This window comes from Klebsiella sp. P1954, assembly GCF_018199955.1.
Classification (GTDB): Bacteria; Pseudomonadota; Gammaproteobacteria; order Enterobacterales; family Enterobacteriaceae; genus Klebsiella; species Klebsiella pneumoniae.
The window spans coordinates 3361480-3383089 of record NZ_CP073373.1; the positions used below are offsets into that span (position 1 = coordinate 3361480).

General features: G+C 58.4%; 16 protein-coding genes. 7 read left to right on the plus strand and 9 right to left on the minus strand.

The annotated features are described in order from the left end of the window. Nucleotides 1-20: 20 nt before the first annotated feature. A complete protein-coding gene (gene glpD / locus KB890_RS16005) occupies nt 21-1529 on the minus strand; it encodes a glycerol-3-phosphate dehydrogenase (protein ID WP_002920554.1) in 1509 nt (502 codons plus the stop codon). A 204-nt stretch (nt 1530-1733) separates the two neighbouring features. On the opposite strand from glpD, the gene glpE reads away from it, so the two are divergent. From glpE to KB890_RS16020, 3 genes are read left to right on the plus strand one after another with little or no spacing between them, the layout of a single operon-like run. After that, a complete protein-coding gene (gene glpE / locus KB890_RS16010) occupies nt 1734-2063 on the plus strand; it encodes a thiosulfate sulfurtransferase GlpE (protein WP_002920552.1) in 330 nt (109 codons plus the stop codon). A gap of 50 nt (nt 2064-2113) precedes the next feature. Next, entirely contained in the window at nt 2114-2944 is an 831-nt protein-coding gene (gene glpG, locus KB890_RS16015; protein ID WP_004151408.1) for a rhomboid family intramembrane serine protease GlpG, read from the plus strand. Nucleotides 2945-2993: 49 nt separating this feature from the next. Beyond that, a complete protein-coding gene (locus KB890_RS16020; protein WP_002920548.1) occupies nt 2994-3752 on the plus strand; it encodes a DeoR/GlpR family transcriptional regulator in 759 nt (252 codons plus the stop codon). A gap of 15 nt (nt 3753-3767) precedes the next feature. Here the strand turns inward: KB890_RS16020 and malT are convergent, their stop codons facing one another. After that, nucleotides 3768-6473, minus strand: a complete 2706-nt coding sequence (gene malT / locus KB890_RS16025) for an HTH-type transcriptional regulator MalT (protein WP_002920545.1) — start codon at nt 6471-6473, stop codon at nt 3768-3770. 624 nt (nt 6474-7097) lie between these two features. Here malT and malP point away from each other — a divergent pair. Further along, on the plus strand, nt 7098-9488 hold the full coding sequence (malP, locus tag KB890_RS16030) for a maltodextrin phosphorylase (RefSeq protein WP_004151407.1): 2391 nt from the start codon (nt 7098-7100) through the stop codon (nt 9486-9488). Nucleotides 9489-9498: 10 nt separating this feature from the next. Continuing rightward, nucleotides 9499-11592 (plus strand): 4-alpha-glucanotransferase, encoded by a 2094-nt coding sequence (gene malQ / locus KB890_RS16035; protein WP_004181464.1) that lies wholly within the window; start codon nt 9499-9501, stop codon nt 11590-11592. 102 nt (nt 11593-11694) lie between these two features. Here malQ and gntT read toward each other — a convergent pair whose 3' ends face one another. The 3 genes from gntT to gntX all read right to left on the minus strand — a co-directional run bounded on the left by gntT (nt 11695) and on the right by gntX (nt 14656). Next, nucleotides 11695-13011, minus strand: a complete 1317-nt coding sequence (gene gntT / locus KB890_RS16040) for a gluconate transporter (protein ID WP_002920542.1) — start codon at nt 13009-13011, stop codon at nt 11695-11697. A 336-nt stretch (nt 13012-13347) separates the two neighbouring features. Further along, nucleotides 13348-13923, minus strand: coding sequence for a Fe-S biogenesis protein NfuA (gene nfuA / locus KB890_RS16045; protein ID WP_002920540.1), 576 nt, complete (start codon nt 13921-13923; stop codon nt 13348-13350). Between the two features lie 58 nt (nt 13924-13981). Further along, complete coding sequence (gntX, locus tag KB890_RS16050; protein WP_004181462.1) at nt 13982-14656, minus strand: DNA utilization protein GntX; 675 nt, start codon at nt 14654-14656, stop codon at nt 13982-13984. A 38-nt stretch (nt 14657-14694) separates the two neighbouring features. Here gntX and bioH point away from each other — a divergent pair, with 38 nt between their 5' ends. Together bioH and KB890_RS16060 are read left to right on the plus strand one after the other, a co-directional pair. Further along, on the plus strand, nt 14695-15468 hold the full coding sequence (gene bioH / locus KB890_RS16055; RefSeq protein WP_004181461.1) for a pimeloyl-ACP methyl ester esterase BioH: 774 nt from the start codon (nt 14695-14697) through the stop codon (nt 15466-15468). 120 nt (nt 15469-15588) lie between these two features. Further along, entirely contained in the window at nt 15589-15858 is a 270-nt protein-coding gene (locus KB890_RS16060) for a YdgH/BhsA/McbA-like domain containing protein (RefSeq protein WP_002920510.1), read from the plus strand. A gap of 88 nt (nt 15859-15946) precedes the next feature. On the opposite strand, the gene feoC is transcribed toward KB890_RS16060, so the two are convergent. From feoC to KB890_RS16080, 4 genes are all read right to left on the minus strand, one after another. After that, nucleotides 15947-16186 carry a [Fe-S]-dependent transcriptional repressor FeoC gene (feoC, locus tag KB890_RS16065; RefSeq protein ID WP_002920509.1) on the minus strand — a complete coding sequence of 80 codons (240 nt, stop codon included), beginning with the start codon at nt 16184-16186 and terminating at the stop codon, nt 15947-15949. Between the two features lie 9 nt (nt 16187-16195). Next, a complete protein-coding gene (feoB, locus tag KB890_RS16070) occupies nt 16196-18514 on the minus strand; it encodes a Fe(2+) transporter permease subunit FeoB (RefSeq protein WP_002920508.1) in 2319 nt (772 codons plus the stop codon). Between the two features lie 28 nt (nt 18515-18542). Continuing rightward, nucleotides 18543-18770, minus strand: coding sequence for a ferrous iron transporter A (gene feoA / locus KB890_RS16075; RefSeq protein WP_002920506.1), 228 nt, complete (start codon nt 18768-18770; stop codon nt 18543-18545). Between the two features lie 412 nt (nt 18771-19182). Further along, entirely contained in the window at nt 19183-21513 is a 2331-nt protein-coding gene (locus tag KB890_RS16080) for a Tex family protein (protein ID WP_004150056.1), read from the minus strand. Nucleotides 21514-21610 lie beyond the last annotated feature (97 nt).

Here is a 21610-nt window from a genome sequence, read left to right on the forward strand (position 1 = left end):
AGGCGTTTCCGCCGGCAGCGTTACGACGCTAACGACAGCTCAGACTTTCCCGCATGCTGCGCCAGCCATTCGCTAATGCGCGCCTGCTGCTCGGCAGTCAGCCACATGCCCTGTTTGGTACGACGCCAGATGGCGTCATCCAGGCTGCGCACCCACTCGTGCTCCACCAGATATTTCAGCTCGGCTTCATAAAACTCGTGGCCGAAATCTTCCCCGAGATCGCTCAGGGCGCTGGCTTCCTTCAGGATCCACTCGCTGTTGCTCCCGTAGGTGCGGGCATAATGGCGGGCCAGTGATTCACTGATGAATGGGAAGCGACGGCGCAGTTTTGCCGCGTAGTCGTCGCGGTCGCCGCCGATATCGCCGCCGGGGAGCACCGCGGTTTTGGTCCATGCCGGGCCGATCCCTTTGTAATAGGGGGTCAGTTTTTCCAGTGCATGCTCGGCCAGTTTGCGATAGGTGGTCAGCTTGCCGCCGAAGACGGACAGCAGCGGCGCCTGACCGTTCTCATCGTGAATATCCAGGGTATAGTCGCGGGTAATGGCCTGCGGCGAATCCGACTCGTCGTCGCACAGCGGACGGACGCCGGAGTAGGTCCAGACGATATCGTCCCGGCTGAGGGTCTTTTTAAAGTGCGCGTTATAGACGTTCAGCAGATAGTTGATCTCTTTATCATCAATGGCCACCGCTTTCGGATCGCCCTTATACTCGACGTCCGTCGTGCCGATGATAGAGAACTCATCCATCCACGGAATAACAAACACTATGCGTTTATCTTCGTTCTGCAGAATATAAGCCTGTTTCTGGGTATGCACCCGCGGCACCACGATGTGGCTGCCCTTGATCAGACGGATGCCGTAAGGCGAGCGCAGATGCATCCCTTCGTCGAAGAACTGTTTGACCCATGGGCCGGTGGCATTGACCAGGCCGCGCGCCTTCCAGGTAAACTTCTCACCGCTATCAATATCTTCCGCTTCCACCACCCACAGGCCATTCTCACGTTTCGCCGAGATAGCGCGGGTGCGGGTACGCACTTCGCCGCCTTTGCGGACGACCATCTGCGCGTTGGCCAGCACCAGGCGGGCATCGTCGACCCAGCAGTCGGAATATTCGAAACCGCGCACAATTTCCGGTTTAAGTACCGATTCTGCGCCAAAACGCAACCCGGTGGATCCCGGGAGGCTGGTGCGTTTGCCCAGATGATCGTACATAAACAAGCCGATACGGATCATCCATGCCGGGCGCAGATGCGGGCGATGCGGTAGGCGAAAGCGCATCGGGAAGGCGATATGCGGGGCCATTTTTAACAGCACCTCACGCTCGGCCAGCGCTTCGCTGACCAGACGGAACTCATAGTGTTCGAGGTAGCGTAGCCCGCCGTGGATCAGTTTGGAACTGGCGCTGGAGGTGGCGCAGGCGAGATCGCGCGCTTCCAGCATCAGTACGGATAAACCACGCCCGGCGGCATCTGCCGCGATACCGGCACCGTTGATGCCTCCGCCTATCACAATCAGATCTTTGGTTTCCACGTTCTTACCCTCTCACACTTTCGTTTAAGCTCATAAATGCTCGATATCGCTCACTATAGCAAACAAACGCGCTTTTGGTAACATCAAAAAAACATTTTGAAGTGATGGGTGTAACATATTGGCGTTTCTTTACCGCCTGACGGTACACTACAGGGTAAAATTGGGCCGGTCATCGCCCGTCATGACGAGAAAGAGAAGAGAATCATGGAACAGTTTGAATGCATCAATGTTGAAGAAGCGCACCAGAAACTGCATCAGCAGACGGCGGTACTGGTCGATATCCGCGATCCGCAAAGCTATGCGATGGGTCATACGCCGGGCGCGTTTCATCTGACCAACGATACGCTGGGCGCGTTTATGCGTGACAACGACTTTGACACGGCGGTGATGGTGATGTGCTATCACGGCAACAGCAGCAAGGGCGCCGCGCAGTATCTGCTGCAGCAGGGGTTTGATAAGGTCTATAGCGTTGACGGCGGGTTCGACGCCTGGCATCGCCATTTCCCGGCGGAAGTGGCGCGCGGGACGTTTTAACGACTGGCAGGTATACTATCCCCCTTTGTGTGGAATAAGCGATTCGCTGCATGTTAATGATTACCTCTTTTGCCAACCCGCGGGTGGCCCAGGCGTTTGTCGATTATATGGCGACGCAGGGGATTATCCTGACCATCCAGCAGCATACACAGAGCGACGTCTGGCTGGCTGATGAGAGTCAGGCCGGGCGCGTCAGGGCTGAGCTGGCGCGTTTTCTCGAAAACCCGGCGGACCCGCGCTATCTGGCGGCGAGCTGGCAGTCCGGACAGACCAATAGCGGGTTGCGCTATCAGCGCTTTCCTTTCTTTGCCACGCTGCGGCATAACGCCGGTCCGTTCACCTGGGCGATTCTGCTGATCTGCATCGCGGTGTTCATCCTGCAAAATCTGCTGGGCGATCAGCCGGTGATGATTTGGCTGGCCTGGCCCTACGATCCTTCGCTGCAGTTCGAAGCCTGGCGCTATTTCAGCCATGCTTTCATGCATTTCTCGCTGATGCATATTCTCTTCAACCTGCTATGGTGGTGGTATCTTGGCGGCGCGGTGGAAAAGCGCATCGGCAGCGGCAAGCTGGTGGTGATCACCGTCATCAGCGCTCTGCTGAGCGGCTTCGTGCAGCACCAGTTTAGCGGCCCGTGGTTTGGTGGCTTGTCGGGCGTGGTCTACGCGCTGATGGGCTACGTCTGGCTGCGGGGCGAGCGCGATCCGCAGAGCGGTATTTATCTGCAGCGCGGGTTGATACTCTTCTCTTTAGTGTGGTTAATTGCTGGCTGGTTTGACGTTTTCGGCATGGCGATCGCCAACGGCGCGCACGTGGCTGGTCTGGCGACCGGCCTGGCGATGGCGTTTGTTGATACCTTACATGGGCGAAAACGCGCATAAAGACTTACCGACAGGGGTCGGGTAGGCGACATTTTTCCAGGGATATTTCATGAAACAAACACAACGTCATGACGCCATTATCGAGCTGGTAAAAAAACAGGGTTACGTCAGCACGGAAGAGCTGGTTGAGCAGTTCGCGGTAAGCCCGCAGACCATCCGCCGCGACCTGAACGATTTAGCCGAACAGAAAATGATCCTCCGCCATCACGGCGGCGCGGCGCTGCCCTCCAGCTCGGTGAATACTTCCTGGCACGATCGCAAAGCGACCCAGACGGCGGAGAAAGAGCGTATCGCCCGGCGGGTGGCCAGCGAGATCCCGGACGGGGCGACGCTGTTTATTGATATCGGCACCACGCCGGAAGCGGTGGCGCACGCCCTGCTCGATCACAACGATCTGCGGATTGTGACCAATAACCTTAACGTCGCCAACACGCTGATGGTGAAAGAGGACTTCCGCATTATTCTCGCCGGCGGCGAACTGCGTAGCCGGGACGGCGGGATTATTGGGGAAGCCACCCTCGACTTTATCTCGCAGTTCCGCCTCGACTTCGGCATTCTCGGCATCAGCGGCGTAGACAGCGATGGCTCGCTGCTGGAGTTTGATTATCATGAAGTGCGTACCAAGCGGGCGATCATTGAGAATTCACGCCACGTGATGCTGGTAGTGGACCATACCAAGTTTGGCCGCAATGCGATGGTCAACATGGGCAGCATCAGTATGGTCGATGCGGTCTATACCGACGTGCTGCCGCCGGCCGGCGTGCTGAAGGTGATCACTGATAACAACCTTCAGCTGGAGCTGTGCTAAACGGCAACGGCGTCGTCAGACGCCGTATCCCATCATCTTAAGTAACTGCTGGGCATGCTGTACCGCGTCCTGCCGGTGGGCGACGCCCAGTTTCTGATACAGGTTGCGAATGTGGGTCTTGATGGTGGTGGCCGCCACGTCAAGCTCGCCGGCAATCTGCTCGTTGCTGTAACCGGAATAGATTAAGCCAAGCACCTGCCACTCGCGCTGGGTCAGCGGGCTGGTGCGGATAAGCTCCGGCACCTCCGGATGATTCAGCAGTCGCTCGACGAACCCTTCGTCAAAGTGGGCGAATTTGTGGCGATGATGCTGGTTGATGTCGCGCAGAATACGCTGGGCGCGATGCTGCTCCAGCTCCGGCAACGTGTTCAACTGGATCAGCTGGCGCAGCTGCTGGGCCATCGCCTCGCCTTCAATCACAAAGTGGTTGATAAAACCGGTGCGGTTGGCGAGCGTCAGGGCTTCCAGCAGAGCTTTCTGCGCTTCGCTCTTGCGTCCCGACTGCCAGTACAGCTGATTGAGCAGCAGCAGGTTGCGGTTGAGATCGCTCATCAAACGCAGCGAACGCGCATTTTCGTTCAGCTCTTCCAGCACCATTTCCGCCGGTTCGAAATCGCCCAGCAGGATCTGCGCCCGGGCGATGTTGCGCCACTGGCTCTGCAGGAAGTGGTTGTTGGCGAACTCCGGCTTTGGCGTCTGGCGCAGCCAGTTGGCCGCCGCGGTTTTATCACCGGTCATCTGCCAGTAGATCACTCGCACCTTATCGGCGTTGGAGACCCAGTCGCTGTGATAGTGACCGTTACCGAGCAGGTTTTCCAGCCGGTTCAGGTGGCTGCGGGCATTATCCAGATCGCCGCGCGCCAGTGAGCACTGGACCATCAGCGCCAGGCACTGCAGCTGCTGCTGCGGCTGATAGGTGGAGAGCACGTCCATCCCCTGGCGGGCGCAAGCTTCAGCCTCGTCGAGGCGCGCCCATGCCCACAGCAGCTGAGAACGGATGCGCAGCAGGAACTCATGCATCGGCAACTGCTCAAGATGCTGTTCGCGTACCAGCTGGAAGGCTTTCTCCTGGCTCTCCCAGGCGGCCTGCAGGAAGCCCTGGGCGAAGAGGATTTCGCTTTGCTGAATGATGCTCCACAGGGCGTAATGCCATACGTCGTGACGGCGGGCCATCTGTTCGGTCTGCTGCATCACGGCGAGGGATTTGGTCAGCTTCCCCTTACAATGGAGAACTTCGCCATGCACCGATGTGGCGACGATGCGGCTGTAATAGTTGGCCAGCGGCAGCTCTTCCAGGGCCACCATTGACAGACGTTCCGCCTCGTCCTGGTCGCCATCGTTAATCGCCACCTGCGCGCGCAGCGCGTTGAAGTCGCCATGCATCGCGGTGTCCATTTCCACACTCATCTCCTGCTCGGCGCGCGCCAGCAGGGTATTGACTTCGCTGTAGCGATGCTGGCTCTGCATCAGCCAGGCCTGGAGCAGGATCAGGCGCGGATTTTCCAGCAGATTGGACCATGGCAGCGCCGCCAGCGACTGCTCCAGTAGCCCCAGCTCGCTATGGTTAAACATGCCCCAGGCATGATTGAGCAAGATATCGCGCAGCATTTTGGCATCGCCGGCCGCCAGCGCATGGTGGATGGCCTCGCTGGGGAAACCTTGCGCCATCCAGCTTTCCGCCGCGGCGCGGTGGATCTCCGGTAGTTCAACCGCCAGCTCCCACTGACAGCGCTGGCGCAGGAAGCTGCCAAACAGCGGGTGATAGCGGAACCATTCGCCGGAATCATCCATCCGCTGCAGGAACAGCCCCTGGCGTTCGATCTCCTCCAGCTGCATCTGGCCATTCTCTTCGCCGGTGACGCGCACGATTAACGCGTCGTTCATTGAGCGCAGCAGAGAACTCTTCAGCAAAAAGTTGCGCGTGCGGGCGTCAACGTTATCCAGCACTTCATCCACCAGATAATCCGACAGATGGCTGGCGTTAATCCCGGCGAGGCGGCGGGCGGAGTGTTGGGCGGAGGAGTTATTCTGGCGGGCGGAGAGGGCGATGAGTTGTAGCGCGGTGGCCCACCCGGCGACATCGTCGCACAGCCGGCTACTGTCGTCGGCTTCGATAGGCGATGTCAGACGACAGTCGAAAAATTGTTTCGCCTCCTGGTGGGTAAAGGCCAGCTGCTGACTGCCAATCTCCAGAAGCTGATCGCGGACGCGCAGATTGGCAATGCCCAGCTGCGGCAGGTTACGCGACAGGACCACCAGGGTCATATTCTCCGGCTGATGGCGCAGGAAAAAGCGCATCGCGTCATGGATCACCGGATTATTGATCAGATGGTAATCATCAATGACGAGATACAGCGGGCGCTGCCAGTCGGCAAGTTCAATAAACAGCTGCGCAAAAAGAGAGGAGAGACTGGCGTACTGGCGTTTTTGCACCATCGCTTCACTGGCCGCGCAGTGGTTGCCGGTAGCCTGCTGAATCGCCGCGATCAGATAGCTGGCAAAACGCTCCTGCTGGTTGTCGCCTTCGTCCAGCGAAAACCACCCAAGATCGTTTTTACCCGCGGCCCACTGAGAAATGAGCGTTGTTTTACCGTACCCGGCAGGACTGGTGATCAGCACGAGACGATAATTGTTCGCGCCGGAAAGTTTCGCCAGTAAGCGCTCACGAACCACAGTGTGTTCAAGGCGGACCGGACGACTTAATTTGGACGGAATCAACATAGTTCTACATTTCGCTGTGCAAGAGAGAGGTTGCGATTTTTTTTGCGCTTCGTAATTAATATCTAATAAGGTCGGTGATTATGAAATTTATTGCAAGTTATGTCCGAAGTTTATGCTCTTGAATTTGCTCTATGTCACAAATTTCGACATTGGCTGAGAATGGGAAAAAATCGCAGGCAGGACTGGTCGGCCGCGGTTTTCAGGCGGTAGCTGGCGGAGTGTGGGTAGATTTATTTTACGCTAAGAGTAGTTGTTTGTTTTTATTAAATTATTGTCAGCGATTTCTTAGAAGTAATCTTTTTTGCGGGTCAATGCGATGAAAGGTGCTTATTTCTTCAGGGGCCTCTAATTATTTTGTTAATAACGTGGCGAGGAACTGGAAGATTTTTTACGCGTATTGGCCTGTAACAAATTTTTAGCTACCGGAGGTAACCTCTCGATTGTCATATCGCGGTGATTTTTACAGCATATTTTTGCCTTCTCACCCACACTATAGTGTTCAGGATCACACTTTTCGCTCATCCCCGCCACTCCTCCCTGTCTAATCCCCGTCAGGATGAGGACGATGAATCGGGAGGTCGGCACACTAGCGCCATCGTTTTAGTAAAGGACCCGGATCTCATTATGTCACAGACTACATTTAACAAAGCTCAGTTTCAGGCTGCACTGACGCGTCAGTGGCAGCATTTTGGTTTACAGTCCGCTTCCGAGATGACACAGCGTCAATGGTGGCGCGCAGTCAGCGGAGCGTTGGCGGAACTCCTGGCGGCGCAGCCGGTAGCGAAACCGGCGCAAGGACAGCGTCACGTTAACTACATCTCAATGGAGTTTCTGATTGGTCGTCTGACCGGCAACAACCTGCTCAACCTGGGCTGGTACGAGGGCGTCAGCGACGCGCTGAAAGGCTACGATGTCAACCTCACCGATCTGCTGGAAGAAGAGACTGACCCGGCGCTGGGTAACGGTGGCCTGGGACGTCTGGCAGCCTGCTTCCTCGACTCCATGGCGACGGTGGGGCAGTCGGCGACCGGTTACGGTCTCAACTATCAGTATGGCCTGTTCCGCCAGTCATTTGACGATGGCCAGCAGATGGAAGCCCCTGACGACTGGGGGCGCAGCAGCTACCCGTGGTTCCGTCATAACGAAGCGCTGGATGTCCAGGTAGGTATCGGCGGGAAAGTCAGCAAAAACGGCGAATGGCAGCCGGCGTTCGTCATTACCGGCGAAGCCTGGGACCTGCCGGTGCTTGGCTATCGCAACAACGTCGCCCAGCCGCTGCGTCTGTGGCAGGCCAAACACGCTCATCCGTTCAACCTGACCAAATTCAACGATGGCGATTTCCTGCGCGCCGAGCAGCAGGGCATCGACGCGGAAAAACTGACCAAGGTGCTGTACCCGAACGACAACCATCAGGCCGGTAAAAAACTGCGCCTGATGCAGCAGTACTTCCAGTGCGCCTGCTCAGTGGCCGATATCCTGCGCCGTCATCATCTGGCAGGCCGCAAGCTGGCCGAGCTGGCGGATTACGAAGTGATCCAGCTGAACGATACGCACCCGACCATCGCCATCCCGGAGCTGCTGCGCGTGCTGATTGACGAGCACCAGCTGAGCTGGGACGACGCCTGGGCGATCACCAGCAAAACCTTTGCTTACACCAACCACACCCTGATGCCGGAAGCGTTGGAATGCTGGGATGAGAAGCTGGTGAAAGCGCTGCTGCCGCGCCATATGCAGATCATTAAAGAGATCAACGACCGCTTTAAACAGCTGGTGGACAAAACCTGGCCGGGCGATAAGCAGGTCTGGGCGAAGCTGGCGGTGGTGCATGACAAACAGGTTCGGATGGCCAACATGTGCGTGGTGGGCGGCTTTGCTGTCAACGGCGTGGCGGCGCTGCACTCGGATCTGGTGGTAAAAGATCTGTTCCCGGAATATAACCAGCTGTGGCCGAACAAATTCCATAACGTGACCAACGGCATCACGCCGCGCCGCTGGATCAAGCAGTGCAACCCGGCGCTGGCCTCGCTGCTGGATGAGACGCTGAAAAAAGAGTGGGCCAATGACCTCGACCAGCTGATCAACCTGGAAAAATATGCTGACGATGCGGCGTTCCGTCAGACTTATCGCGATATCAAGCAGGCCAACAAAGTTCATCTGGCTGAGTTTGTGAAGCAGCGTACCGGGATTGAGATCAACCCGCAGGCGATCTTCGATATCCAGATCAAACGTCTGCACGAGTATAAGCGTCAGCACCTTAACCTGCTGCATATCCTTGCGCTGTACAAAGAGATCCGCGAAAACCCGCAGTCCGACCGCGTACCGCGCGTCTTCCTGTTCGGCGCGAAAGCGGCGCCGGGCTACTATCTGGCGAAAAACATTATTTTTGCCATCAATAAGGTAGCGGAAGCGATCAACAACGACCCGAAAGTCGGCGATAAGCTGAAGGTGGTCTTCCTGCCGGACTATTGTGTATCGGCAGCAGAAAAACTGATCCCGGCGGCGGATATCTCCGAGCAGATCTCCACCGCGGGTAAAGAAGCCTCTGGCACCGGCAACATGAAGCTGGCGCTGAACGGCGCGCTGACCGTCGGGACGCTGGATGGCGCTAACGTGGAAATCGCTGAGCAGGTGGGCGAGGAGAACATCTTTATCTTCGGCCACACGGTTGAAGAGGTGAAAGCCCTGAAAGCGAAAGGCTACGATCCGCTGAAATGGCGTAAAAAAGACAAGCTGCTCGATGCGGTGCTTAAGGAGCTGGAGAACGGCACCTACAGCAACGGCGACAAGCATGCCTTCGATCAGATGCTGCACAGCCTGCTGCAGGGCGGCGATCCGTACCTGGTGCTGGCCGATTTCGAAGCCTACGTAGCGGCGCAAAAACGGGTAGATGAGCTGTATCGCGACGAGGAGGCCTGGACCCGCGCGGCTATCCTCAACACCGCGCGCTGCGGCATGTTCAGCTCCGACCGCTCGATCCGCGATTATCAGCAACGTATCTGGCAGGCGAAACGCTAAAGGAAGGCCTATGGAGAGTAAACGCCTCGATAATGCCGCGCTGGCGGCGGGCATCAGCCCCAGCTATATCAACGCGCACGGCAAGCCGCAGTCTATCGCGGCTGTCACCAAACAGCGCCTGCTGGATGCGATGCATCGCTCTACCGCCGCCACGAAAGTGGCGGTTAACCCGCTGCCGAACGTGAAAATTTTCACTCACGGCAAAAAAATGTCGCTGCCGGTGGCAGGACGCGGTGAGTATCAGTGGATCCTGACTACTGAGGACGGTAAGCAGTATCAAGGGAAAACCCGCGGCGGCGAGACGCTGCCGCTGCCGGCCAAACTGCCGGAGGGGTACCACTCCCTGACCCTCACCCAGGAGGGGGAGCGCTGGCACTGCCGGACTATCGTCGCGCCAGCGCGCTGCTATGAGCCGCAGCCGCTGAAAGAGGGGAAAAAGCTGTGGGGCACCTGCGTGCAGCTGTATACCCTGCGCTCAGAGAAAAACTGGGGGATCGGCGATTTTGGCGATCTGCGGGCCATGCTGCCGGAAATCGCCCGCCGCGGCGGGTCGTTTATTGGCCTTAACCCGATTCATGCCCTCTATCCGGCGAACCCGGAGAGCGCCAGCCCCTATAGCCCGTCTTCACGTCGCTGGCTGAACGTTATTTATATCGACGTCAACGCGGTTGAAGATTTCCAGCGTAGCGAAGAGGCGCAGGCGTGGTGGCAGTCTCCGGCAACGCAGCAGGCACTGCAGGCGGCGCGGGAAACGGACGATGTGGATTATACCGCCGTCACTATGCTGAAAATGACCGCGCTGCGTATGGCATGGAAACAATTCTCTCGTCGTGAAGATGAGCAGATGACAGCGTTCCGCGAGTTTGTTCTGCGCGAAGGGGAAAGCCTCTACTGGCAGGCGGCTTTCGATGCGCTGCACGCCTGGCAGGTACAACAGGACCCGCTGCGCTGGGGCTGGCCGGCCTGGCCGAAGGCCTTTCAGGATATCGACAGCCCGGAGGTGAAAGCCTTCTGCGTTGAGCATGAGGATGACGTCAGTTTCTATCTCTGGCTGCAGTGGCTGGCCTGGAGTCAGTTTGCCGCCTGCTGGGAAACCAGCCAGCGTGACGGCATGCCGATCGGCCTCTACCGCGACCTGGCGGTGGGCGTCGCCGAGGGAGGGTCGGAAACCTGGTGCGATCGTGAACTGTACTGCCTGAAAGCATCCGTAGGCGCGCCGCCGGATATTCTGGGCCCGCTGGGCCAGAACTGGGGCCTGCCGCCGATGGATCCGCATATCATTGCCGCCCGCGCCTATGAGCCGTTTATCGACCTGCTGCGCGCTAATATGCAGAACTGCGGCGCGTTGCGCATCGATCACGTGATGTCTGTGCTGCGTCTGTGGTGGATCCCGTATGGTGAAACCGCCGACCATGGCGCTTACGTTCAGTATCCGGTCGACGATCTGCTGTCGCTTCTGGCGCTGGAAAGCCAGCGTCATCGCTGCATGGTGATCGGTGAAGATCTGGGCACGGTACCGGTGGAGATCGTCAGCAAGTTACGCAACAGCGGCGTCTATTCTTATAAGGTGCTCTATTTTGAGAGTGATGCAGAGAAAACGTTCCGCGCGCCGGCGCTGTACCCGGAGCAATCAATGGCTGTGGCGACGACGCACGACCTGCCCACTCTCCGCGGCTACTGGGAAAGCGGCGATCTGACGTTAGGTAAAGCGCTGGGCCTCTATCCTGATGAGGTGGTGCTGCGCGGACTGTACCAGGACCGCGAGCTGGCGAAACAAGGGCTGCTGGACGCGCTGCATAAGTACGGCTGTCTGCCCAAGCGCGCCGGCCATAAGGCCTCGCTGATGAGCATGACGGGGATCCTCAACCGGGGGATGCAGCGTTATATTGCCGACAGCAACAGCGCCCTGCTGGGCCTGCAGCCGGAAGACTGGCTGGAGATGGCGACGCCGGTTAACATTCCGGGCACCAGCACCGAGTACCCGAACTGGCGCCGGAAGCTGTCCGTCACCCTGGAGCAGATGTTTGCCGATGAACGGGTCAATAAGCTGATTAAGGATCTGGATAAACGGCGCAAGGCGGCAAGCAAGAAAGCCGCCTCCTGATAACTTCCTGCCGCGCGCTCCTCTGCGCGGCGAAGAGCATGTCCGATAAAAAAGGCCGGCCCGCTTCACGCGGACCGGCCTTTTTCTGTGGCGGGAGTGACCTTACACCACCATCCCCAGCAGCAGACAGCCCACCAGGCCGCAGACTGAGATAATGGTTTCCAGCACCGACCAGGACTTGATGGTCTCGCCGATGGTCAGGTTAAAGTACTCTTTGAACAGCCAGAAGCCCGGATCGTTAACATGGGAGAAGATAACGCTGCCGGAGCCAACGGCGATAACCATCAGCTCCGGGCTGACGCCGGTGGTGGCGATCAGCGGCGCGGCGATCCCGCCCGCGGTGATGGCGGCTACGGTCGCCGAACCCAGCGCGATACGCAGCACCGCGGCGATAGACCACGCCATAAACAGCGGAGACATGTTCGATTCGTGCATGATAGAGGCGATGTATTTATCCATGCCGCTATCCACCAGCACCTGCTTGAAGGCGCCGCCGCCGCCGATAATCAACAGCATCATGGCGATGATTTTGATCGAAGAGGTCAGGGTATCGTTGATCTGCTCCATGGAGCGGCCGCGGTTCAAACCGAAGGTGAACAGGGCAATCAGTACCGCAATCAGGGTGGCCATCACCGGGTCGCCGAAGAACTCGGCAATTGGCAGGAAGGCGTGGCCTTTCGGCAGGATCATCTCAGCCACGGCGCGCATCGCCATCAGGATCACCGGAACCAGCGAGGTCCAGACGCTGACGCCAAAGCCTGGCATCTCTTCTTCAGTGAACACTTTCGGGTTATGCAGGCCTTCCGGGATCGGCTTATCTATCCCTTTCAGGAAGCGCGCAAATACCGGTCCCGCCAGGATAACCGTCGGGATAGCCAGAATGGTGCCGTAGAGCAGCGTTTTGCCCATATCGGCATGGAAGATGGTGGCGATCGCGGTCGGACCCGGATGCGGCGGCAGGAAGCCGTGGGTGACGGAGAGCGCGGCTGCCATCGGTACGCCGACGTACAGCAGCGGAATACGGGCCGAGGCGGCGATGGTGAACACCAGCGGCAGCATCAGCACGAAGCCCACTTCATAGAACAGGGCGAAGCCAACGGTGAAGCCGGTCAGGACCACCGCCCACTGAATATGCTTCTTACCGAACTTATTGATAAGCGTGGTGGCGATACGCTGGGCGCCGCCGCAGTCTGCCAGCAGCTTACCGAGCATAGCGCCGAAGCCCATGATCAGCGCGAGGCTGCCAAGGGTGCCGCCAACGCCGTTTTTGATGGAGACGATCACTTTATCCAGTGGCATACCCTGCATTAATCCGACGGCGAGCGCCACCAGAACCAGCGCAATGAAGCCGTTCATTTTGAAACGGATCATTAACAGCAACAACAGGGCAACCCCGATAGCAACGATGACTAATGGCATGATTTACCTGGCCTTAATTTGTTATGGGTAACGTCAAAGTTCGAACCTGTAGAGCATCCGCTCCGTCAGGGAGCAAAATAGTCTGGCGCCGTAAACGCTTGCATTATCCTTACCCAGAGAAAGGATAGCTGGCTATTTTTTTGCCGGTGGCGCCTGAAATGGATGATACGGGTAACATGTGAGGGTTGAGAATCACCTGACGGGGGAAAATGTTAAATATGAGACTTAAGTCATACTCTTTCCCCGGTTTTTGCCGGTCATTTAGCGGGAGATGTTGCGCGGTAACACAGAAAGGGCCAGGGAGGACCGGCGGCAGGGTGCCGCCGGAGGAAGGGCTTAGTAGTAGGAGTGCTCGCCGCGCTGATGCTCGGTCAGATCGCGAACCCCTTTCAGCTCCGGAAACTCGTTCAGCAGCTGTTTTTCAATACCTTCTTTCAGGGTCACGTCGACCATCGAGCAGCCGTTGCATCCGCCGCCGAACTGCAGGATAGCCAGACCGTCGTCGGTGATCTCCATCAGCGATACGCGGCCGCCGTGGCCCGCCAGCTGCGGGTTAATCTGCGACTGCAGCAGGTACTCGACGCGCTCCATCAGCGGGGCATCGTCAGAGACTTTGCGCATTTTGGCGTTCGGCGCTTTCAGCGTCAGCTGCGAGCCGAGCTGGTCAGTGACGAAATCAATTTCAGCGTCTTCCAGATAGGGCGCGCTGAGCTCATCGACATAGGCGGTCAGCTGTTCAAATTTCAGCGCCGTGTCGGTGTCTTCCACCGCATCCGGTGGGCAGTAGGATACGCCGCACTCAGCGTTTGGGGTGCCGGGATTAATCACAAATACGCGAATTTGCGTCCCTTCTTCCTGATTTGCCAGCAGTTTGGCAAAGTGCGCTTGTGCAGCATCGGAAATACGGATCATAGCGTTGGCCTAATAGTTGACTATTTTACTGGGTTATAATACGCCCATCAGCGGGGGTCTACAAGGTACGGCACAAACACCATACCTGAACCGTCGCGGCGCCGTTTCGCAAAAGCAGGCGGGATATCTCGGCGACGGTGCTGCCGGTCGTGACGACATCATCCACCAGAGCGATATGGAGTCCCTGCACGGCAAATTCAAGCTGAAAGGCATTTTTCAGGTTCTGCCTGCGCTGGCGGGCATTGAGCGAATGTTGGACGGCGCCGGCTCGCTGGCGAGTCAGGCCTTCGCGATGCCAGACGCATCCTCGCCAGCGGGCTAACGGTCGGCACAGTTCGTCGCACTGATTATAACCCCGGCGCCAGCGACGGCGATGCCATAGCGGCACGCCGATCAGAGCGTCTACTGGCGGCAAATCGTCACGCTGCAGAAGGCGCTGCAGCAGCAGACGCGCGAGGGCGGGGCCCAGCTCCGGGCGATGGTGAAACTTCAGCTGCTGCACCAGACCGCTCAGCGGCGGGCGATAGTCATTGACCGCCACCAGCCGATGCCAGGGAGGCGGCTTTTGCAGGCAGCGGCCGCAGGGGTGACGGGATGCCGCCGCCGGCAGGCCGCACTGCGGGCAGAGCGGGGGACAGGCGAGCAGGGCGCGGCTGCAGCGGGAGCAGATCCCCCAGCGGGCGACTGCCAGCGGCATTTGGCATAGCCAGCATAAGCTGTGTGCTGTTAGCATATTTGGCCTTCTGTCCAGTAAAAAGAGAACGGTAACGGATGAACGACATCTGGTGGCAAACAATCGGCGAAGGAGATTGTCATCTTGTGCTGCTGCACGGCTGGGGGCTGAACGCTCAGGTATGGGATTGCATCACGCCGCAGCTGGCTTCGCATTTTACCCTCCACCTGGTGGATCTGCCGGGCTATGGCCGCAGCGGCGGGTTTGGGGCGATGTCGCTGGAGGCGATGGCGCAGCGGGTGCTGGAGCAGGCCCCTCCACAGGCGGTGTGGCTGGGCTGGAGCCTGGGCGGGCTGGTGGCCAGCCAGGTCGCGATTATGCGTCCGGAACGCGTGCAGGCGCTGGTGACGGTTGCCTCTTCCCCCTGTTTCGCGGCTCGTGACGACTGGCCCGGCATCAAGCCCGAGGTGCTGGCCGGATTTCAGCAGCAGCTGAGCGACGATTTCCAGCGCACCGTCGAGCGATTCCTCGCCCTGCAAACCATGGGCACAGAGAGCGCGCGTCAGGATGCGCGGGCGTTAAAGCAGGCGGTGCTCTCGCTGCCGATGCCTTCCGCCGAGGCGCTGAATGGCGGACTGGAGATCCTCAGAACCGTCGATCTGCGTCAGGCGCTGGTCAGGCTGCCGATGCCGTTTCTGCGGCTGTATGGCCGGCTGGATGGACTGGTGCCGCGCAAGATCGTCCCGTTGCTGGATGACCTGTGGCCGGAAAGCGAGTCAATCCTCTTCGATAAGGCCGCGCATGCGCCGTTTGTTTCCCATCCCGCGGCCTTCTGCGAGCCGCTGCTGGCGCTGAAGAGGCGGCTGGGGTAATTTTTTTTGCCGCGCCATGGTAAAAGGGCCATTCCTAGCAATACTTAGGTTGTTACGGTGGTTGATTATTTCAATCCGCCACCGTGACCTACAATAACAACCTTATGGAGAGTAGAGGCTATGAAACTTGTTACAGGAATGGTTGCATCTCTGGTGATAGGCACCCTCTCTTTCGGCGCATTCGCCGCGAAAGAGATCCAAAAAGAAGACGTGGCGAAGATGAATCTGACCAAGGTCGGTAGCATTACGACCTCCAGGACGACGTCGCCGATGGATGCCCGACGTGATCTGTCGAAAAAAGCCGATGAGCTGGGTGGGAAATACTTTGTGGTGATTGCCGGGCAGAAAAACGAAAAAACCGTACACGCGAACGCTGACGTTTATAAATAATCCAGTCATAAGAAAACGGGCCTGCTGGCCCGTTTTTCATAGCTGTCTTACTCGTTTTACCTCGTTGCGCGACCAGGCCTGACTCCTTTCATCGCAGCGCCCACCACTCCTGTCGGCACGCCGCTTTCCCTTCAGGGCAACTTTTACAGCTGCCGGAGAGGCAGCCCTCGCTCGTTTCGCTGATCCGGACCACCTTACCCATGGCTTCCATTCGCTCAAGCATGGCGTCAATCAGCGGCTGAGGCGTCTGCAGGCGAGCACTGAGCTGTTTCGCCTCCATGCGGCCCTGCAGGGCCAGCATATCGCGGACTTCCATTAACGACGCCACAGTCCCTCCTTAGTGGCAATCGCCAGCCGGGCTGGAACAGCAGGAGGCCGGCGTTTTTCGCGTGGCCAGCAGCGAGACGTCCACCCGGCTGCGCGCCCGGCGCAACAGGCCGAAGAGCACCACGTTGAACAACACTACCGCCAGGATACACACCAGACTGTAGCGCGGGTGATCGCTAAAGCTAACGGTCTGGTAATAGAGCGTCGAGAGCGAATAGGCGATATTCAGCCCCCACAGGATGGAGAAGGTCATCCAGCCGCGGCTTGATTCGCGGGCGATGGCGCCCATCACCGAGATGCAGGGAATATAGAGCAGGACGAAGATCAGGTAGCTGTATGCCGCCGCCGCGCTGCCAAATTTACTGCCCATCACCCCCATGGCGCCGGTGGCCATTTCGCCATCGCCTTTGCTGGCTTCGATGGGGTTGGCCAGGACGCTGAGGCTGAAGGTGTCTTTCAGTCCCTGCCATGTCTCATCGACGGCGGCGAGCAGTTCTTCGCCGAGGCTGAAGGTCTGCGGATTGAATTCCTCATTCTGGATATCTTCGGCGGTATAGAGGGTGTTCAGCGTACCCACTACCACCTCTTTCGCCATCGCGCCGGTAAACAGGCCGACGGTGGCCTGCCAGTTATCTTCATGCACGCCGATCGGTTTAAACACCGGCGTAATGACCCTGCTCACCGAGGCCAGCGCGGAGTCGTTGATGTTGTCGACGACCTTACCGCTCAGTGAGAAGCTGTTCAGCGCGCTGAGGAAGATGCTGACGATGACGATCACCTTCCCGGCGCGCAGCACAAAGCCTTTCAGGCGCTGCCAGGTCTGGATAATCAGGCTCTTGATATGCGGGACGTGGTACACCGGCAGCTCCATCACGAACGGCGAGGCTTCGCCGCGCATAATGGTGTGCTTCAGCATCAGGCCGGTGAGGATGGCCATCACAATGCCCAGCACATAGAGCGAGAAGACCGCCAGCGCGCCGTTCTGACCAAAGAAGGCGGCCGCGAAGACGGCGAAGATCGCCAGCCGCGCGCCGCAGGACATAAACGGCGCCATCATAATGGTCATCAGACGCTCGCGCGGCGCGTCAAGGGTGCGGGCGCCCATCACCGACGGCACGTTGCAGCCAAAACCGACAATCAGCGGGACGAAGGATTTCCCCGGCAGGCCGAGGGCTTGCATCAGGCGATCCATCACAAAGGCGGCGCGCGCCATGTAGCCGGAGTCCTCAAGGAAGGAGAGAAACAGATACATCATGCCGATCTGCGGCACCAGCGGCAGCACGGTGTTGATACCGCCGCCGATCCCCTGGGCGAGGAACACGGTCAGCCAGTCCGGGAAGTGCAGGGTGTAACCCAGCCATTGAATGCCATGCACAAAGATCGCGACCGAGCCGGCATCGAAAATCGGCTGCAGCGCGCCGCCGATGTTGATCGCCAGCAGGAACATCAAGTACATGACAAAGAGAAAAATCGGCAACCCGAGGAAGCGGTTGAGGATCACTTTGTCCATCGCGGCGGTGAAGCGGCTTGGTTCGGCGGTCAGGGTATTGCTGACGGCGTCGCAAATGGCGGCGATGGTCTGATAGCGCGCGTCAGCGATGTGCAGCGCCGGGTCGTCGATCTCGTCGCTGAGATTCGCCAGGGCGATATCCAGTTTATCGGCGGCGTCGCCGGCATAGGCCCGGCTGTAGATATCGCCCTCCAGCATCTGCAGACCCAGCCAGCGCCGCTGCCGGGTCGGGATCTGCGCTGACATCTGCTGCGCCAGCAGGTCAGCTTCGCGCAGCAGCGGCTGCGGATAGTGGACCAGCTCAAGATCGCTGTTCGCCTGATGACGGTCGAGGGCGATCTTCAGCGCTTCGATCCCCCGTCCGCGAGTCGATACCAGCGGAATGACCGGGCAACCGAGACGGGCGGCGAGGGCGTCGATATCGATCCGCACCTGCTGCTTTTCGGCGATATCCAGCATGTTCAGCGCGACGACGCAGGGGATCCCCAGCTCGAGCAGCTGTAGCGTCAGATAGAGGTTGCGCTCGAGGTTGGAGGCATCGACCACGTTAATCAGCATGTCGGCGTCGCCGCTCAGGATGTAGTGGCAAGCAATCTGCTCGTCCAGCGAGGTCTGCGAGGAGATGGTGGTCAGGGAGTAGGTTCCCGGGAGGTCGACCAGCGTGACCTGGTGGTCAGTGGTGGCGAAAATCCCCTCTTTACGCTCAACGGTCACCCCAGCCCAGTTGCCCACGCGCTGGCGAGCGCCGGTCAGCTGATTAAATAAGGTGGTCTTGCCGGAATTAGGATTACCAATTAAACCAACGGTTAATTTTTGCATATTTCAGACTCTTGTGCCGGGCCAGCCGTTATTGTGCAACCGCTTCCAGTTCGATTAAGGCGAGATCTTTTTTGCGTAATACCAGACTGACGCGTCGGGTTTCAATATGAACAGGATCGCCGAGCGGCGCCACGCGAACCACATGAAAAGAGGAACCGGGCAGCATGCCGAGGGAGAGCAGTTTCTGACGGTATGCTGGGCTAATATCGCGAGAAAAACCGGTAATTTTCCACGCACTATCAGGTGTGAATTGCATAGGGCCTACTTGTCTATCGCTAACCGAAGAAGAATTTTCCGGACGCCTGGAGGCAGCTGCGCCGGGGACCGTAGCCAACGAAAAAAGAAAAAACGTTCTGTAATCGATGATAATGAGAATGGTTTTTATCATCAATACATATGATGCGCTGCAGGCTATTTTTAAAGTGAAAATCACCTTTTTATTGATATGCCGCAAAGTCAGCCTGTAATCAAAAATGCGCGAAATATTATTTCGGCGATCTAATGTTTAATTAAGGTTTCTGAAGTTAACGAAATGAAAATATTAATTTCGCTGCCTTTCAGGCATGGAATAAAAGCAGGTTATCAGAAACAACTGAACCTGTTTTGCGCGTGATGGCGATGGCCTGGTCATGAAAAAAAACTGCCCCTGAAAAAGGGGCAGGGAGAGTTTAGCGTTTTTTACCCATCGCTGCGGCGAGGGCATCCATCATCGCGCTGTTGCCGGCAGGCTGCGCCTCGCGACCGCGGGGTTTGGCGGCTTTCGCGGCCGGGCGATTTCCCTGCGGGCGCTCCTGACCACCGCCGCGGCGGGCGTTGCTGTCGCCCGGCTGCTCGTCGAGACGCATGGTCAGGGCGATACGCTTACGCGGCAGATCGACTTCCATCACTTTGACCTTGACGATGTCGCCCGCTTTCACCACGGTGTGCGGATCCTCAACAAACCGGTCAGAAAGCGACGAAATGTGTACCAGTCCGTCCTGATGAACGCCGATATCAACAAACGCGCCGAAGTTGGTGACGTTGGTGACGGCACCTTCCAGAATCATTCCCGGCAGCAGGTCATTCATGGTCTCCACACCATCGGCGAACTTCGCGGTCTTAAACTCCGGACGCGGATCGCGGCCCGGTTTTTCCAGCTCTTTGATAATGTCGGTGACCGTCGGGACGCCAAACTTCTCATCGGTGAAGTCCACTGCCTTCAGGTGGCGCAGCGCACTGCTATTGCCCATCAGATCTTTCAGCGCCTGCTGGGTGGCGGCCAGAATACGTTCGACCACCGGGTAAGCTTCCGGGTGAACGGTGGAGGCATCCAGCGGGTTGTCGCCGTGGTTGATACGCAGGAAGCCCGCGCACTGTTCAAAGGCTTTCGGCCCCAGACGGCTGACTTTCAGCAGCTGCTGGCGGTTCTGGAACTGACCATTCTCGTCGCGCCAGGCGACGATGTTCTGCGCCATCATGCGGGTCAGGCCGGCGACGCGGGTCAGCAGCGGAACGGAGGCGGTGTTCAGGTCAACGCCGACGGCGTTCACACAGTCTTCCACCACCGCGTCCAGCTTACGCGCCAGCTGGGTCTGGCTGACGTCGTGCTGATACTGGCCGACGCCAATGGATTTCGGGTCGATTTTCACCAGCTCGGCCAGGGGATCCTGCAGACGGCGGGCGATGGAGACCGCGCCGCGCAGCGACACGTCGAGGTCCGGAAACTCCTGCGCCGCCAGCTCGGAGGCGGAGTAAACGGAAGCCCCGGCTTCGCTGACGATCACCTTCTGGGCGGTGACCTTCGGGAACTGTTTCTGCACGTCGAGGAAGAAACGCTCGGTTTCACGCGAGGCGGTACCGTTGCCGATGGCCACCAGCTCAACGTTGTACTTCTCACACAGCGCGGCGACGGCGACGGCCGCTTTGGCGGCCTGGCCGGTGTGGGGATAGATGGTATCGGTAGCGACCAGTTTACCGGTGGCGTCGACGACGGCCACTTTCACCCCGGTGCGCAGGCCCGGATCGAGTCCCATGGTGGCGCGCAGCCCGGCGGGCGCGGCCATCAGCAGATCGTGCAGGTTGCGGGCGAAGACGTTGATTGCCTCGTCCTCCGCGCGTTCGCGCACGGTGCCCATCAGCTCGGTTTCGAGATGCATCAGGACTTTGATCCGCCAGGTCCAGCTGACGACGCCTTTACGCCAGCTGTCCGCCGGGGCGTTATTCAGGCGCAGGCCCAGGTGGTCGATAATAATTTGCTCGCCGTGGCTCTCTTTCGGCGGCTCGTCAAACTGCGGGTCAGCGTTTAAAGAGAGCTGCAGGACGCCTTCGTTGCGACCGCGGAACATCGCCAGCGCGCGATGCGACGGCACGGTGGCGATCGGTTCATGGTGATCGAAGTAGTCGCGGAATTTAGCGCCTTCCTCTTCTTTACCGCTGACGACGGTGGAGACCAGGTGGGCGTTTTTCCACAGATAGTCACGGACCTTCGCCAGCAGCGCGGCGTCTTCGGCAAACCGCTCCATCAGAATATAGCGCGCGCCGTCCAGGGCCGCTTTGCTGTCGGCTACGCCCTTATCGGCATCAATATATTTTGCGGCCTCCGCTTCCGGATCGTGGGCCGGTTCGTTCCACAGCAGGTCAGCCAGCGGTTCGAGCCCGGCTTCGATAGCGATCTGCCCGCGTGTACGGCGCTTCGGCTTGTAGGGCAGGTAGAGATCTTCCAGTTCGGTTTTGCTGAGCGTGGTGTTGATGGCTTTTTCCAGCGCGTCGGTCAGTTTGCCCTGTTCAGCGATGGATTTGAGGATCGCCTGACGACGGTCTTCGAGTTCGCGCAGATAGCCGAGGCGAGTTTCCAGATTACGCAGCTGCGTGTCATCCAGACCGCCGGTGACTTCTTTACGATAACGTGCAATAAACGGCACGGTGTTCCCTTCATCAAGCAGGCGAACGGCAGCTTCTACCTGTTCGGCTCTGGCCTGAAGTTCACCCGCAATAATGCGGCAGAGCGAATCATTCATCATGGCTTTTAATTCATCTTTAGGGTCAAAAAACAGGGACTAGTTATACGGACTGACGGCTAAAAATACCAGCCGCGCCGGGCGTCTCTCGGAAAGTTCT